Here is a 15,140-nt window from a genome sequence, read left to right as displayed (position 1 = left end):
TGGAGAGCTGTCCGAGTGGCCGAAGGAGCACGATTGGAAATCGTGTAGACTGTTAACGCGGTCTCGAGGGTTCGAATCCCTCGCTCTCCGCCATAAGACTTACATAGATGGCCCGTTGGTCAAGCGGTTAAGACACCGCCCTTTCACGGCGGTAACACGGGTTCGAATCCCGTACGGGTCACCATTATAGTTTAATAAGACCAACCCTGGAGGATTAGCTCAGCTGGGAGAGCATCTGCCTTACAAGCAGAGGGTCGGCGGTTCGAGCCCGTCATCCTCCACCATATGATTCAACTTCATATCTAGTACCTTTTATTATCGCGGGGTGGAGCAGGGGTAGCTCGTCGGGCTCATAACCCGAAGGTCGCAGGTTCAAATCCTGCCCCCGCAACCAATTTTGTTTTTTATGGGAGTGCACGAAGTGTGCAACCATTATAGTTCACTTTCTACGTCGATTTGCTTATTGGCTAGTGAACAATGGGAGTACTTGAAGAGTGCAACCATATTATTCTTAATGGAAGTACCTGAAAGATGCAACCATACTATTTCACTCCAAAGTGAAATAGATAATCTATTAAGTGGTCCGGTAGTTCAGTTGGTTAGAATGCCTGCCTGTCACGCAGGAGGTCGCGGGTTCGAGTCCCGTCCGGACCGCCACTTATACAACATGTATATCTTATGTATGGCTCGGTAGCTCAGTCGGTAGAGCAACGGACTGAAAATCCGTGTGTCGGCGGTTCGATTCCGTCCCGAGCCACTCTAATCGGAGGGATAGCGAAGTTGGCCAAACGCGGCGGACTGTAAATCCGCTCCCATCGGGTTCGTAGGTTCGAGTCCTACTCCCTCCACCATAGGGGTATAGTTCAATGGTAGAACAACGGTCTCCAAAACCGTCGATGTGGGTTCAACTCCTACTACCCCTGCCATTTTATTTTTATTCTATGGCGGTCGTGGCGAAGTGGTTAACGCACCGGATTGTGGCTCCGGCATTCGTGGGTTCAATCCCCATCGATCGCCCTCCATATAGCTTTAAGGCTATAGCCAAGAAAAAGGTGAGGATTCCTAATGGAATCTGACACCTATATCTTATGCGAAAGTAGTTCAGTGGTAGAACACCACCTTGCCAAGGTGGGGGTCGCGGGTTCGAATCCCGTCTTTCGCTCCATAATATTGGCGGCATAGCCAAGTGGTAAGGCAAAGGTCTGCAACACCTTGACCACCGGTTCAAATCCGGTTGCCGCCTCCATTAAATCTTTAACATGCCGGTGTGGCGGAATTGGCAGACGCGCACGACTCAAAATCGTGTTCCGTAAGGAGTGCCGGTTCGACCCCGGCCACCGGTATCAAATGGCATTATGCCTTAAAAGGACTTAGGATAATTATTCCTAAGTCCTTTTTTCATTGTAAAGTTTCTCGGCTGCTCAACAAGCAAACTTAGCATGTAGGTAAGATAAAAAAAAGAAATGGGGACATCTTCATATGTTACAAAGAGTCGATTCTTTAGATAGCATTATTTCTATTATTCCTGTAATAACAATTGGTTCAACAGACACCCACTTTTGTCGAAGAGATTAAAGTCAGATAAGCTGATTCAGTTTGCTAATAAGTTGTAGTATTCTTTTCGCTAAGTATATTATCGAGGAGAAATTAGCAGAGAAATGATGAGCGTAACGGAATAAACAAATGACCTCCACTTTTTCAAAGTGGAGGTCATTTGTTTATATTGTATTATGAACGTATAATCTAAGTTTCTACATTCCAAAAACGGCTTTTTCACGTACAATATCAAAATACTCCTTTGGTGTCAGGAGCATATACCTTTTAAAGTCTTTGTAAAAATGAGACTTATCATAATAGTTATTTGGTTGATCTAATAGGTCATCTACCTGTAGCTGATTATGTAAAATTTTACTTATATTTGATTGTAATCTAATAATTTGACTAAATTGTTTTGGTGAGAACCCAATATATTCATTAAAGATATTCCTAATATACCGATCAGAATAGCCGGTTTCTGTTGAGATTTCTCTTGCAGAAGCTAGGCCATTTGACTGATAGATTTTATCTAAACAAGAATTTAGTATGTTCTTTTCATAGTGGGTAGTTGGTGGAAGCAACCTTGATCTGGAAAGAACCCATCTCACTCTCTCTTCAAAACTATTTAGATCTCTTAGCTCATCTAGTACGGTCATTCCAATACGAGACACATCGGTAAAAGGGACTACTTTACATTTAATGATTTCTTTTATGGAGCAGGTTAAAACTTGCTGCCCTTGATCTGGAAAAAGTCGAATACCAAAGTATAGTTCGTCTTTAATAAATAATTCTTCTCTGCGGTAAGTGGGACTTGCAGCTACCAGCCCGATCGGCTCAAGGGCATCAAGATTGAATAAGATATCGATGCACCCGTCAGGTATAACCGGCACCGCCCCTTTTTCACTATGAGAGATTTTAAACTGATAAAACAACGAAATGAGATCACTATCATTCTTATGAGGTTTAAATTCCATGTACTCATTCGTGCCTTTGACCATCTCCGGTTGGATTGGTCTGAAATTAGAAGAGAAAATCTGCAAGGAATTACCTCCTTGATTATCTATTGTTGTTTAGATTATATAGGCATTGATTGTTGTTAAGTAACTTCTGTGTGAGAAAACCTTCCAGGGTTTTTGAAAGGTGTTCCGCTTTTTACAATGCTTACTAGCTGAATTCTTAGTACATTTAGTGTACAAAAAGGAGGGGCTTAGATGAGTGTTCAAAATCTAGTGACAGTGAACCACCCTTTAGAGCCATTAACTGCCGAGGAGATTGAACAGGCGGTTCGTATTTTAAAGGATGAGAAACAATTGGGAGAAAGAGTTCGCTTTTCAACAGTCGTACTGAATGAGCCGGAGAAAGAAGAGGTTCTGAACTATCAACCAGGTGAGATATTTAATCGTGAAGCGTTTATTATTGCTTTAGATAATGAATCAGAACAGACGCATGAAGCCGTTGTCTCGATTACTGATAAAAAAGTTAAGTCGTGGGAACATATACCGGGCGTTCAGGCTGGAATTATGGCTGACGAGTTTGAAGAGGTAGAAGGAATTGTCAAAGCGTATCCTGAATTTCAGGAAGCCTTGCTTAAGAGAGGGATTACTGACCCAGAGTTAGTCATGATAGATCCATGGTCAGCAGGGAACTTTGGAATTAAAGAAGATGAGGGTGTAAGATTAGCTCGTGCTATTTGTTGGATTAAAAAGTTTGATACTGATAATGGATATGCCTATCCATTAACAGGAATTGTGGTCTATGTTGACTTAAATAAAGGGAAGGTACACAGATTTGAGGATCATGGAGTTAGAACGATACCGCCAAATGATGCTAATTATACACCTGAAACCTCAGATAGTATTACTCCTAGAACAGACTTAAAACCATTAGATATTATCCAGCCGGAAGGGCCAAGCTTTAATATTGATGGTCATCGTATTAAATGGCAAAAGTGGAACATCCGCTTCGGTTTCACACCGAGAGAGGGACTCGTCCTTCATACGGTTGGTTACGAAGACAAAGGAAAGGTACGTCCGATACTCTATCGCGCCGCACTATCAGAAATGGTTGTTCCTTATGGAGATAGCAGTTTTGCACACCGTACGCAAAATGCATTTGATGCTGGTGAATACGGAATGGGCCAATTGGCAAACTCCTTAGAATTAGGTTGTGATTGTTTAGGTGAAATCAAGTATTTTGATGCCGTTGTGGCTGATAGTAAAGGGAATGCACGAACGGTTAAGAATGCGATTTGCCTCCATGAAGAAGATTACGGCATTGCCTGGAAGCATACAGACTGGAGAACGGGTCAGGTAGAAGTTCGACGCTCAAGACGTCTCGTTCTTTCGTTTTTCTGCACAGTCGGAAACTATGATTATGGTTTCTACTGGAGCTTCTACCAAGATGGAACGATGGAAATGGAAGTCAAGCTAACAGGTATGTTGAATACAGGTACGTTTGATGAAACAGGAAAGTCAAAGTACGGAACTGAGATTGCTCCACAATTAAACGCTGTTCATCATCAACACTTTTTTAACTTCCGCCTAGATACGATGTTAGATGGTGTGAAGAATTCAGTCGTTGAAACGCATACCGAAGCGGAGGAAGAGGGCGACATTAATCCGTATAATAATGGTTTTTATACGGTATCGAAGACGTTTAAAACGGAAAAAGAGGCACAACGCATTATGGACCTTCCATCGCAGCGTACATGGAAGGTGATTAATCCAAATTCCCTAAATGCTGTTGGAACACCAGTTGGCTATAAGATTATGCCAGGAGAAAACTGCTTTCCTTTCGCTAAGAAAAGTTCTAGTGTTATGAAGCGGGCGAGCTTTCTCGATAAGCACTTAGTTGTGACTAAATATGATCCGAAAGAAAAATATGCAACGGGTGCCTATCCGAACCAACATCCAGGCGGAGATGGATTGATGAAGTATGCGGAGGCTGACCGTAATATTGAGAATGAGGATGTCGTTGTGTGGTATACAATGGGACACCATCATATTACAAGACCAGAGGATTGGCCTGTCATGCCGACTGCTTACATCAGCTTTCAATTAAAGCCGGTCGGATTCTTTGATCGAAATCCTGCACTAGATCTTCCGCGTCCTGCACCGAAATCCGGTCATTGTACGACTAATAATAGCGAGCATGGTTGCCATTAAGAATTTGGAAAGTGGGGAGTAGCGATACTCCTCCTTTCGTCATCATAAGGGGGAGTATTATGCTTATTGCTAGTTTACTAATCGTTCTGGCGTTTAGTATTTACTTTTATGTATCTACCAAATCAGCTAGTCATGATTGTCTAAAATCATTAGGTAAATGCGTTCCAATGGTATTAGGTATGACCAGCAGCGTGACAGTTGGTCTTGTCATCGGAATATGGATTCCGAGCTTACTGGCTATAGCAACGATCCTTTCTATCATCATTTCATCCTGTCTATCATTCTTCTTTGTGAAAAGATTTGGTCAAAATGGGATCATAGAAGCGCAAGCCTCTAGTTTTATGGGAGCCATGATGGGGGCGATGTTAGGGGTCATGCTTACATCGCCTCTGGAAGCTGTGATTATGTTAATAGCCTCAAATTTATCTTTTATTATAAGTACAACATTTATGATTGTTCTACTAAACAAGGGCACTACACAAAAACGAGTATTTAGTAAGAGGATTGAGTATTTTGCATTAATCGTCTTAAGTTTAGTTGTTATTAGTGGAATGGGTGTTCGGGAACTAGGTGGGTTAGGAAATTCAAATTATGAACATATAGAACAAGAAATGATGCATGATCATTCACATTAGGAATGTAGCTCTTCAAAAGACTGAATACTCAATTAAATTGGATGAGGAGGAGTTGCCGAGTGCCAAATAAAATAAATAACAAGGTTGGACTATGGACTGCAGTTGCTGCTTCTGTCGGAATCGTAGTCGCTTCTTCAACAATGGTCTCACTGGGTCAAGGTTATGGAAGTGCAGGACCAGGATTTATTATTGCGATGGTTTGTGCCTTGATTATAAATCTATTTGTCGCCTTCTCATTTGCAGAGTTAGCTGGAATTATGCCTAAAGGGGGAGGAATGGTTCAATACACACTGCCTGCTTTAGGACCTTTTATTGGTATGGTATCCGTTCTTACTGGGTATGTGCTTGTCAGTATGTTTGCGGGAAGCGCTGAAGCATATATTGCTGGTGTTGTTGTCCGTGATGTATTTGCACCTTCCATTTCGCCAACACTAGTCTCTATCGTTTTTGTTATTGCATTCGTATTGGTCAATATTCGCGGAGTACAATTATTTAGTAAAGTCCAAATTGTCTTAACGAGTTTAATGATCTTATCAATTGTATGTATTGGCGTTATTGGATTAACAGGAGCTGGTGGCGGAGAACCGTTAGAGACAACTTTCGAATTTAATGCGATGGGAGCGGGGATCTTTAGCCTTGTCGCACTGGCTTTTTGGTTGTTTGTCGGAATTGAATTCGTGACTCCGATGGCCGAAGAGTTAAGAAAGCCTAAAGTGTACATTCCGCTTTCCATGATCTTAGGACTTGCAATTATCCTAGTAGCCGACTTTATATTTGGTAGTGCAGCCATTAGATATGTACCACTAGATGTATTAGCAAACTCAGCCTCCCCGCATGTGGATGCCTCGACGGCCATCTTAGGGAGAACAGGGCAAATATGGATAGGGCTAGTTACCATTTTTGCAACTGCCAGTACACTGAATACCCTCTTGTTCGCAATACCTAAAATGCTGCGGTCAATGGCGGAAGAGAGGCAATTACCTAAAGTATTTGGCAACTTAAATAAATGGGGAATGCCATGGGTCTCCATTGTGTTCATGGGAGCCTTATTTTTAATTTTTGTTGTTTCTCAAGTAACTGCAACAGCGTCCATTGAAATATTTATATTAGCTGGATCCCTATGTTGGTGTCTCACATACATCATTGCCCATTTAAATGTAATCATTTTACGTGCTAAGTATCCGATGGTGAAACGATCGTTTAAATCCCCTCTAGGAATCACATTCCAAGTCATAGGGATTACCGGGTTGATCTATATGCTGTTCAATATCTATCCTGATCCAGTAGTTAAAATGCAAATTTATCAGTTTGCTCTTGTGTTTCTAGCCATTGTCATTGTGTTTTCCTTTTTATGGATTAAAGTGAAAATGAAGAGGCCGTTGTTTGAAACCACTCCCCTAGACACTCAGGAACTTAAGCATGAAGAACCTGAGGTAATGGATCACCAGAATAATATTAATACGAACATGTAGAAAGTGATTAGCAATATTTTGGTTTGCACTGATGCATAAACACTTCCCATTCGTTGTCGGGAGCATATAGGAGTTCAGCATGAAGTGAAGGATGTCACTTCTGTTAAAGTGAACTTTATATCGCCTATTGATAAATGCTTTCTAATTTGTATGGTTAAAGAATCTTAGTGAGTACGTTTCAGGTTATATTTATTGAAAAGGGACTTAACGTAATCTGTTAAGTCCCGATTTGAAGATAATACTATTCCCGCAAAATCTTCGCCATTGCTTTTCCTCTGGCTAACTCATCAATCAGCTTATCCAAATAGCGGATTTCCTGCATCGTGGGTTCTTCGATGTCTTCCACGCGAACACCGCAGATCACACCTTTGATCAAAGAACGTGAAGAATTGAGTTGGGGAGCATCCGCAAAGAATGTCTCAAAGTCAGTTTGTTTTTCCAGTTGTGCTTCTAACGTTTCCTGGCTGTAACCTGTCAGCCAGCGGATAATCTCATCCACCTCTGCTTTGGTGCGTCCTTTTTTCTCTGCCTTCGCAACATAATGGGGATAGACACTTGCGACACTCATTGTATAGATCTTATGCTTCGTTATGGGAGATCATCCTTTCAAATTATAAGATTACTTAACCACAATTAACTATCTACGTGTATATTGCAAGCTATCATTGCAATATAAGGGTACCACAGTTTTACTGCAAGAGTGATTTAAGTTAGATTGTTCAGGAGCTTGAATATAATCGGCATTAACAAGAGCAAGAGCGATGCAAGTAGTGAATCCTAGTAATTGATACAAGGGATAGAATAAAAAAAATAATTACAATCAAAATAAGGAACGTCCGCTTAGAACGGAAGTTCCTTATTTTATCTACTCATCCAACCCCATTGACTGCTTATATCCTTCCAAATAAGGCATTTCTGCGGGGCTTCCTTTTTCGAAGGAGCTCATGGCGCGGTGCCAGTTTGGATAGAGAGGTGCTGGACGCGCTGCTGACTCTATTAAATTGTGTTCGTCTTGTGTCAGTTGAATGTCAAAGGAGTCGATGTTTTCTTTTAACTGTTGTTCATTGCGTGCAGCAATAACAATCGGGCCGACGTTTGGGCGGTCTTTGGTCCATGTGTAAGTGATTTGCGGTACGGATGCATTATGGTTGGATGCAACTTCTTCGAGTGCATCGATTACTTTGTAAAGGCGTTCTTCGTCCTGTACCCAAGGTTCTGGCCAGCCGCCGCCTTGGCGGGTGTTTTCTGGGGCTGTTTTATTGCGCCCGATTTTACCATTTAGAAGACCTTCACCAAGCGGGCTCCAGATCATGTTGCCGATACCAAGTTCTTTTCCTGCTGGAAGCAGCTCATATTCTGCTTCGCGTGCTTCTGGTGTGTAGTAGATTTGCTGTGTAATTGGCGGAATATAACCCGGCTGCTGTTCTGCGACAGAGAAAGTTCGCGCAAGTGCCCAGCCGCTATAATTGGATACACCCCAGTATCGAATTTTTCCAGACTTCACGAGGTTTGTCATAGCTTCGATTGTTTCCTCAACCGGTGTGCGCCCGTCCCATAGGTGCACAAAGTACAAGTCGAGGTAGTCTGTACCAAGACGCTTCAAAGATTGATCGATTGATTTCTCAATATTAATACGGGAAGCTCCTCCGTCATTTGGGCCGTCGCCTAATTGAAATCCAGTTTTAGATGTGAGCAACACATCATCTCGCCGGCCCTTAATAGCGGCGCCAAGCACACGCTCAGCATCACCCTTCGAATAAAGATTGGCCGTATCAAACATGTTCATACCAGCTTCTAAAGACATATCTACCATACGTCGCGCTTCATCTTCTTGTACATTTCCAGTCGCTTCAAATCCATTCGTTCCGCTGAATGGAATCGTTCCTAAGATATACTTCGGAACACGAAGACCAGAATTCCCTAAATTGATGTAATCCATGATATCCTCCTATTTATGTTTGTGCATAATTAACACAGTATTATATTTACTTTACCCGGCACTCAAATTAGTGAAACTGTACCTTATGCCAGTACCTTTATGTGATAACATTGTTTTAATAAGTTTGACAATCAGCAAGCTGATTCACCAGTTGATACAACTGCAATTCATGCACTGGAGGCCGTTCATACCTCAATGAAAGAATGAAGTACAGAAGATTGCCGAAACCTCAGTTTCCTGGCAATCTCTTTTTTTGTCCTAAACTTAAAAAGTAAACCTTTATGATGATCCAACCGATAAGTGCTCCTAGCACATTCATTATAAAGTCATCAATATCTGTTACTGCATTCGGTACGCCAGTAATATAATCTAATGCCAGCTGGGATAGTTCAATGAATAGAACTAGAAGTATGGTACCTGTGAGGAACTTAGAAAAAATAGGCGTTTTTTCTGTTTAGAAGACAGTGTGCAGTTCCTAGATACGAAAGGCGGCCAGTCAGCCAATCAAGGAAATGGTCGAAGCAATAATAATAGCATTCAATCTTCTAATAGTGGATATGATCAAGATTCATTTAGAGATAATGAGAAACAGCAGGAGACACAAAATAAACCGGTTGCGCCAACTTCGCCAACAGAAGAAGCCGTAGTTGATGTTGGAGAGATGCTGAGACAATTGAATGCCAATAAAGTTAAGCAGGCGTGACGAGGTGGTAGAGCACATGACTTTGAACTGCAGCTGCAGTGATTGCAATAAGAGCATTGAAATAGACAAGCAACACTATGAAAGAGCAGAGGAATTTGGAGGACCATTCTGCCCGGACTGTGGTAGATAAGGGTATCTGATTAAGTAGGGGAAGTTAGATCGTGGGCAAAGAAAGGGAAAACAAAAAACCCCTTTAAATCTAGTTAAGGGGTTTCTCGAAAATTAATTCGAAATATGCAGCTGACCCGTATCCCTTGGTTGAAGGAGCGAATATTTGAATAAATCTCCATCCGGTAGATGCGTGTTTGTTAATGATATCTTGATAATCTTCTTTGGGTTTACTGTTCCAAGTACCTAATTCAACTTTAACAAATTTGTATTCGAACATTAGAATCACCTCTAAATTAATATACGAATGAAATGGATGATAGTTTCTATTTATTTTCAAGTTATAAAGGGAGACGCGTCCTAGGTACGGGAAGGAGAAGAGAGATTGTTAAACAGACGTTTTATGATGGTCTTAATCTTGCTTGGCTTTTCCGTAATAGTTCTGAGCTTCTTGTACATAACGCCAAGGAGCAACAGATAAACGCCGAAAACAAAGTAAGCAAGCTTGAGCAGCGGGGCGATAACCTGCAACAAGAAAAAGTATATCTGGTCGATGAGGTATTTAACCTCAACAGCCGGCTAGAGAAGAAATAGAGATATAAGGAGCACCAAAGATTTGATAGATTTAAAGAGTTTGTCTGCAGAGCAGCTGCGGCTTTAGGGAGAGGACGCAGCCTATCGTATCGGTACGCATATGGCTGCAGGCGAACCTATTGAAACATATATAAACCAACAGCTAGAGATCTTACGTAATGTTCGGGCGGAACTGGAAAGGAGAAGTAAATGAGCGTACAGGCAGCGGACTCACTCACACCTGAACAGATCAGGGTAAGAAAAGAGCGTCGGAAGCTATTGATAGAGGAATTGAATAGATTTGGAGTTACCTGGGACGGAGATCGATGTGAAAGATATGAATTTGCCAGAGTTGGAACGGCTGTATATTAGGAGCGTATTTATCACGCTAAGATGTACACCCGCCGTATGAGCGAGGAAGAGGAACTTGGCTATTAACTACGGGAAATGCGAATGGATTTCGAGAACGTACTTGAATATACAAATAATTTGTATCAGACCAAAGGTAAAGCATTAATCAATAAACGACCAACTCCTATGGCGATCATACGCAATGCAGGCCCTAGTAAGTACGTATGCGTGTTCTCTGTGAAAAGTACGGTTGATTATGACGGGACCTATAAAGGACGCTCTATTGTTTTTGAAGCGAAATCAGTAAAGGAGAAGAAGAGTTTCTCGTTGAGCGATATAACCAATTCTCAAGTTGAGTATCTTGAAGCAGCAGAATCTGCTGGAGCAATTAGCTTTGATTGTTGAAATGACAATTACTCGTGATGTTTTTTATATTCCGAACAAGATGCGGACGAATAAGAACTTAGTAAGTTATGAGAAAAGTACGAAACTTTTTTATAAATTAACAATCTCTTCATGTTAAGTTAATAGTATGCTTCTACAATATAGTGGGAGAGTCGACAAAGGTTGCGTACGGTAGAAATATACTTCTTGTCGAAATTAAACTTTTGGGGGGATCTTATTTATGAAGGGTAAGAATCGTTTTAAGTTTTCATTGAGTGCGGCTGCTATTATTACAATTCTATCATCATCTATTGCTTTGCCAACTAGTACATACGCTGCGGATGAGAAAGCAGAGAATTTCTCTTTAACAATCATGCACATGAACGATACACATGCGCATGTGGAGCCTTTGCCGAAGATGATTACGGCGATTGAGGAAGTGCGGGCACAAAATCCGAATGCGCTGCTTCTCAACGCAGGAGATGTTTTCTCCGGCACACTTTATTTCAACAAGTTTCAAGGACAAGCGGACTTGGCTCTATTGAACATGATGAATATCGATGCGATGACATTCGGTAACCATGAGTTTGATTTAGGTTCTTCAGAGAACGGACATCAATCATTGTCAGCGTTTATTGAAAAAGCGAATTTTCCCTTCATTTCTTCCAACGTAGATTTTTCTGGTGATCCATTTGTCGGAAACAAGGTAAGCAATACATTTGCAGAAAACGCACAAGACAGCAATGTATATGACGGGATTGTAAAAGAAGTAGACGGTGAAAAGATTGGTATCTTCGGGCTGACGACCGAGGAAACGCTGGAAACTTCGAGTCCAGTTAATGCGCAAATAACGAATTACGCTGCGGAAGCAGAAAGAGCTGTTAAAGCGTTTGAAGATATGGGTATAGATAAGGTTGTTGCACTTACACATATTGGCTATGACAGTAATCCTGCTGTTGGTAATGATTTAATGCTGGCAGAGCAAGTGGATGGTATTGATGTAATCGTAGGCGGTCACTCGCATACAAAATTGGAACAGCCGACAATAGTTGATACGGATGAGAATGGCGCTCCGAAAGATCCGACAGTAGTTGTTCAAGGTTATCAGTATGCACAGAACTTAGGGGAATTGCATGTGGCGTTTAATGGAGAAGGACAAGTTGTACATTCTGAAGGTCATTTAATTGACGTTGAAAGTAAAACTGCAGATTCCGAAGCATCTCAAGTGCTGGCATCTTACAAAGCAGAAGTTGACGAAATGTCCAATCAAGAAACAGGTGCTGTCGCACAGAAACCGCTTACCAACCCGCGTCTTTCTGACAGTGATGTAAGTGTGCGAGCAAATGAAACGGCATTAGGCAACCTTATTACGGATGCTATGCTAGCAAAAGCCCAGGAGAAAATGCCGGAAGTTTCCATTGCCATGCAGAACGGCGGCGGTATTCGTGCAGCAATTGATCAAGGTCCGATTACTGTAGGTGAAGTAATTACCGTTCTGCCATTCGGGAACGATCCTGCCGTGGTAGAGTTGAGTGGGGATGAAATTAAGCAAATCTTAGAATACAGTGTTCGATTGGCTCCTGAGGAAAGTGGCGGATTCATGCAAGTTTCTGGAATGAAGTTCAGCTATGACAGCACGAAAGAAGCAGGATCCCGAATCGTTTCGATGCAAGTGAAAAATGGTGACACGTATTCGTATATCCAACCGGACCAAACCTATCTTGTCACAACGAATAATTTCACTGCCAAAGGCGGAGATGGTTACGATGTATTTGCAAATGCGTATGCAGAAGGCCGTGTACAAGATTTAGGCGAGATTGATTGGGAGCAGTTCCGTGATTATATGGTAGAAGATTTAAACGGTGTTGTTGACCCTGTAATAGAGGGAAGAATTACTGACTTGTTAGGCGAGAACCCAGAACCGTCAAATCCGGTTGAACCAGAAGAACCAAGTGATGAAAACCCGGATCCTAATTCAAATGATGAAGATCCAAATGGTGATGGAGATAACAAGGATGATCAACAAAAGCCGCAAGAAGAACCGAAAGATGATGATCAAGGCAATGACACAAATGACGACGATAATGATGATCAAGATAAAAATGGAGTGACGCCTCCGCCGAATTCCGGAAACAAGGGCGGAAATAACTCGAACAATGTTTCAGATGGTAACTTTGTTAAAGTTGCTGATGACAATGATAATGTTGTGAAAGGCAAACAGCTCCCGAACACGGCTACAAATATGTTTATGTATATGCTGACAGGAGCTGTATTGCTCGCTGCAGGTGCAGTTATGTATCTTTTCAAAAGAAAGAAAGCAAAAGCTTAAATTATAAACAAGGATGCTGCACACGGCAGCATCCTTGTTTTATTCTGTAATAGCGTTTTCTGGTTCTTTCTCGCTTACCTTATTCACTAGTGACTCTTCGGCCATTGTAAACCCTTCAATGACTGTATCTTCTTCTACTTCAATCATAATGCAGCGTTTATTGTTGAAGACAACTTGCCGTACATAACGTAAATCTTCTGGGCTGATGGCGATATTGGCGACTTTTGTTTTAATTTTGATCGATTTAGAGTTGTACTTAGGAATAACACTTGTTGCTTTCATTTCATATTTCTCATCATCGATTACCTTCTGATAAGCAGTTTCGACCTTTTCAGGCGTGACGTTTTCTACACCGCTCAGCGTCAAGACGCGCTGGACATCGTTCCGATCAAGCTTTGGTGCTTCATCTTCTTCGTTTTCTTCCACAACACGATTGATTTCCTCATAAACATTTGCGAGCGCGGATGTACTGAGATGATCTCCAGTAATATCTTTGACTATTTCTTCAAACACACTTTTATCATCTCTTGCGGTCATGATTTCTTCTGCGGTCAGAACATCTTCAATGAATGTGGTGTCTGGCTCATATGCTTTAGCGGTAGAGTACAGCACATGGTTTACATCTGCTGCGCTATCATTAAAGCAAGGGAAGAGAAAGCCGGAAAGCGGTGCCTGCAAGTTGATAACGGGATTGACTGTCACATTGTACTTGAATTCACGTTCCACATAATCAAATTCCAATTCTTTCTTTGGTTCCTGTGTTTTATTGATGCTGCATAGCAGGAAGGAGTGGGAATACATCGTATCATTCGCACTTTCCTCTGCTTCGTCGCTTGAGCGTTTCTGCGCTTTCAGGTACTCCGCTTTGATGAAGGAGATAACAACATCATGCTCATACTGCCTGTCCTGCAGCATCTTGGCCACAAGAGCGAGCATATCATTTGTCCACTCTTCCACATCGTTGGTAAGTAACCCGCGGTGCAAAATCAATTGACTGCTGTCTTCCGCATCTCTTTTAAATTTCAGTTCAAATAACTTCTCATCGAGCTGCCCGGCCAGCACCTTTTTGAAGTTTCCGAGAAAGAGTTCTTGCTGGTCTTCATCTAACATTCCAAATGGCATACTTTCGTGATGATAAATATCACTGGATTCTTTCATAATATATACGTTAAAAATATCCGAGATTCGGAGTTTATCATTGCCTTTTTTAAATTGTCTTCGGATTGTTGCGATATCTTTTTTATTCATATAGGTTCCCGTTCCTTATTCATAGAATGAAAAGCATGTTCATTTATTATTATTTTAACACAGACAGGAGCTGCGAAACGTCACTTTTACTGTTAGGTTTTGCAGATAAGATTTTGATTGTTTATGTTAAAATTTGGAGATAGAACAGAATATGGGGGTTTTGATTTGCGGTTTATATTTTCTGTAGAGAACCGGGAAGATTACCAAATGTACCAGACGATTACCGAGGAGTTCAAAGAGAAACTAGCAGTTTATGAGCAGGTGCTTCAGACAGCGTATAAATTGATAGATAAGCCAAAACAGTTGTATGGACTACACCAGAGCTGCAATATAAGTCTACTCTAATGTTCCCTCTCCTGCATTCACAAACAAGGATATCATCTATATGACACCCGAACTATCAGCGTGGAAATCTCTATTAATTTAACAATTGGAAGAACGCGATTATCCAGAAATAAAAGCTTCTTATGAAACAATCTCCATTACGGTTAAATATCTAGTAGAGAAAGAGTTTGATAATGACGCATTGCGTGTGTTCGCGGAATATCACAATTGGAACGCAGAAGGTCCCAAGGTTTCCTTATTAGTACATTTCGATTTGGAACAGCTGTTTGATTGATTATGAAGAAACCAGAAGTGAAATAAACCTCTGGCTTTTGTCGTATTTGCTGCTGTTCAATAATTCGTTTAATACGTGT

13 protein-coding genes and 12 tRNA genes are annotated in these 15,140 nt (G+C 41.4%); 19 read left to right on the top strand and 6 right to left on the bottom strand.

Features of this window, described 5'->3' with window-relative positions; genetic code table 11:
* Position 1 precedes the first annotated feature (1 nt).
* From CRO17_RS12510 to CRO17_RS12455, 12 genes are all read left to right on the top strand, one after another.
* Positions 2-93 (top strand) — tRNA-Ser (locus CRO17_RS12510).
* A gap of 16 nt (positions 94-109) precedes the next feature.
* A tRNA-Glu gene (locus CRO17_RS12505) sits at positions 110-184 on the top strand.
* Between the two features lie 24 nt (positions 185-208).
* A tRNA-Val gene (locus tag CRO17_RS12500) sits at positions 209-284 on the top strand.
* A gap of 35 nt (positions 285-319) precedes the next feature.
* Positions 320-394, top strand: a tRNA-Met gene (locus CRO17_RS12495).
* Positions 395-580: 186 nt separating this feature from the next.
* Positions 581-657: transfer RNA gene (locus CRO17_RS12490), tRNA-Asp, on the top strand.
* Between the two features lie 27 nt (positions 658-684).
* A tRNA-Phe gene (locus CRO17_RS12485) sits at positions 685-757 on the top strand.
* Between the two features lie 8 nt (positions 758-765).
* Positions 766-851 (top strand) — tRNA-Tyr (locus CRO17_RS12480).
* Between the two features lies 1 nt (position 852).
* Positions 853-926 (top strand) — tRNA-Trp (locus CRO17_RS12475).
* 17 nt (positions 927-943) lie between these two features.
* A tRNA-His gene (locus CRO17_RS12470) sits at positions 944-1,018 on the top strand.
* A gap of 72 nt (positions 1,019-1,090) precedes the next feature.
* Positions 1,091-1,165: transfer RNA gene (locus CRO17_RS12465), tRNA-Gly, on the top strand.
* 7 nt (positions 1,166-1,172) lie between these two features.
* Positions 1,173-1,246 (top strand) — tRNA-Cys (locus CRO17_RS12460).
* 15 nt (positions 1,247-1,261) lie between these two features.
* Positions 1,262-1,343: transfer RNA gene (locus tag CRO17_RS12455), tRNA-Leu, on the top strand.
* Positions 1,344-1,751: 408 nt separating this feature from the next.
* On the opposite strand, the gene CRO17_RS12450 is transcribed toward CRO17_RS12455, so the two are convergent.
* Positions 1,752-2,576 (bottom strand): helix-turn-helix domain-containing protein, encoded by an 825-nt coding sequence (locus CRO17_RS12450; protein ID WP_097042690.1) that lies wholly within the window; start codon positions 2,574-2,576, stop codon positions 1,752-1,754.
* A 171-nt stretch (positions 2,577-2,747) separates the two neighbouring features.
* On the opposite strand from CRO17_RS12450, the gene CRO17_RS12445 reads away from it, so the two are divergent.
* The 3 genes from CRO17_RS12445 to CRO17_RS12435 are packed head-to-tail and all read left to right on the top strand — an operon-like array spanning position 2,748 to position 6,807.
* Positions 2,748-4,700, top strand: a complete 1,953-nt coding sequence (locus tag CRO17_RS12445) for a primary-amine oxidase (RefSeq protein WP_097042688.1) — start codon at positions 2,748-2,750, stop codon at positions 4,698-4,700.
* 59 nt (positions 4,701-4,759) lie between these two features.
* Positions 4,760-5,335: a hypothetical protein gene (locus CRO17_RS12440; RefSeq protein ID WP_097042687.1), complete on the top strand. Its 576-nt coding sequence runs from the start codon at positions 4,760-4,762 to the stop codon at positions 5,333-5,335.
* 59 nt (positions 5,336-5,394) lie between these two features.
* Complete coding sequence (locus CRO17_RS12435) at positions 5,395-6,807, top strand: APC family permease (protein WP_179637032.1); 1,413 nt, start codon at positions 5,395-5,397, stop codon at positions 6,805-6,807.
* 241 nt (positions 6,808-7,048) lie between these two features.
* Here CRO17_RS12435 and CRO17_RS12430 read toward each other — a convergent pair whose 3' ends face one another.
* From CRO17_RS12430 to CRO17_RS18055, 3 genes are all read right to left on the bottom strand, one after another.
* Entirely contained in the window at positions 7,049-7,399 is a 351-nt protein-coding gene (locus CRO17_RS12430) for a DUF2200 domain-containing protein (RefSeq protein ID WP_097042683.1), read from the bottom strand.
* A 273-nt stretch (positions 7,400-7,672) separates the two neighbouring features.
* Positions 7,673-8,746, bottom strand: a complete 1,074-nt coding sequence (locus CRO17_RS12425; protein WP_097042681.1) for an aldo/keto reductase — start codon at positions 8,744-8,746, stop codon at positions 7,673-7,675.
* A gap of 229 nt (positions 8,747-8,975) precedes the next feature.
* Complete coding sequence (locus tag CRO17_RS18055) at positions 8,976-9,185, bottom strand: VanZ family protein (RefSeq protein WP_097042679.1); 210 nt, start codon at positions 9,183-9,185, stop codon at positions 8,976-8,978.
* A gap of 27 nt (positions 9,186-9,212) precedes the next feature.
* On the opposite strand from CRO17_RS18055, the gene CRO17_RS12415 reads away from it, so the two are divergent.
* Complete coding sequence (locus CRO17_RS12415) at positions 9,213-9,449, top strand: hypothetical protein (protein ID WP_097042677.1); 237 nt, start codon at positions 9,213-9,215, stop codon at positions 9,447-9,449.
* 199 nt (positions 9,450-9,648) lie between these two features.
* Here CRO17_RS12415 and CRO17_RS12410 read toward each other — a convergent pair whose 3' ends face one another.
* A complete protein-coding gene (locus tag CRO17_RS12410) occupies positions 9,649-9,837 on the bottom strand; it encodes a DUF4177 domain-containing protein (RefSeq protein WP_097042675.1) in 189 nt (62 codons plus the stop codon).
* Positions 9,838-10,583: 746 nt separating this feature from the next.
* Here CRO17_RS12410 and CRO17_RS12400 point away from each other — a divergent pair.
* Positions 10,584-10,886, top strand: a complete 303-nt coding sequence (locus CRO17_RS12400; protein WP_179637030.1) for a Holliday junction resolvase RecU — start codon at positions 10,584-10,586, stop codon at positions 10,884-10,886.
* A 220-nt stretch (positions 10,887-11,106) separates the two neighbouring features.
* Positions 11,107-13,194 (top strand): 5'-nucleotidase C-terminal domain-containing protein, encoded by a 2,088-nt coding sequence (locus CRO17_RS12395; RefSeq protein ID WP_097042670.1) that lies wholly within the window; start codon positions 11,107-11,109, stop codon positions 13,192-13,194.
* A 39-nt stretch (positions 13,195-13,233) separates the two neighbouring features.
* Here CRO17_RS12395 and CRO17_RS12390 read toward each other — a convergent pair whose 3' ends face one another.
* The gene (locus tag CRO17_RS12390) at positions 13,234-14,442 is read right to left on the bottom strand and encodes a DUF4317 domain-containing protein (protein ID WP_097042668.1); all 1,209 of its coding nucleotides are present in this window, start codon (positions 14,440-14,442) and stop codon (positions 13,234-13,236) included.
* 165 nt (positions 14,443-14,607) lie between these two features.
* On the opposite strand from CRO17_RS12390, the gene CRO17_RS12385 reads away from it, so the two are divergent.
* Positions 14,608-14,787 carry a hypothetical protein gene (locus CRO17_RS12385; RefSeq protein ID WP_097042666.1) on the top strand — a complete coding sequence of 60 codons (180 nt, stop codon included), beginning with the start codon at positions 14,608-14,610 and terminating at the stop codon, positions 14,785-14,787.
* Positions 14,788-15,140 lie beyond the last annotated feature (353 nt).

Source organism: Terribacillus aidingensis, assembly GCF_900215625.1.
Classification (GTDB): domain Bacteria; phylum Bacillota; class Bacilli; order Bacillales; family Amphibacillaceae; genus Terribacillus; species Terribacillus aidingensis.
The sequence above is the reverse complement of the archived record's forward strand: the minus strand, read 5'-3'. Positions and strand labels throughout refer to the sequence as shown.

Coding starts and splice junctions, on each gene's coding strand:
- CRO17_RS12445 (WP_097042688.1), top strand. CDS start 2,748: ATGAGTGTTCAAAATCTAGTGACAGTGAACCACCCTTTAGAGCCATTA.
- CRO17_RS12440 (WP_097042687.1), top strand. CDS start 4,760: ATGCTTATTGCTAGTTTACTAATCGTTCTGGCGTTTAGTATTTACTTT.
- CRO17_RS12425 (WP_097042681.1), bottom strand. CDS start 8,746: ATGGATTACATCAATTTAGGGAATTCTGGTCTTCGTGTTCCGAAGTAT.
- CRO17_RS12410 (WP_097042675.1), bottom strand. CDS start 9,837: ATGTTCGAATACAAATTTGTTAAAGTTGAATTAGGTACTTGGAACAGT.
- CRO17_RS12400 (WP_179637030.1), top strand. CDS start 10,584: ATGGATTTCGAGAACGTACTTGAATATACAAATAATTTGTATCAGACC.
- CRO17_RS12395 (WP_097042670.1), top strand. CDS start 11,107: ATGAAGGGTAAGAATCGTTTTAAGTTTTCATTGAGTGCGGCTGCTATT.
- CRO17_RS12390 (WP_097042668.1), bottom strand. CDS start 14,442: ATGAATAAAAAAGATATCGCAACAATCCGAAGACAATTTAAAAAAGGC.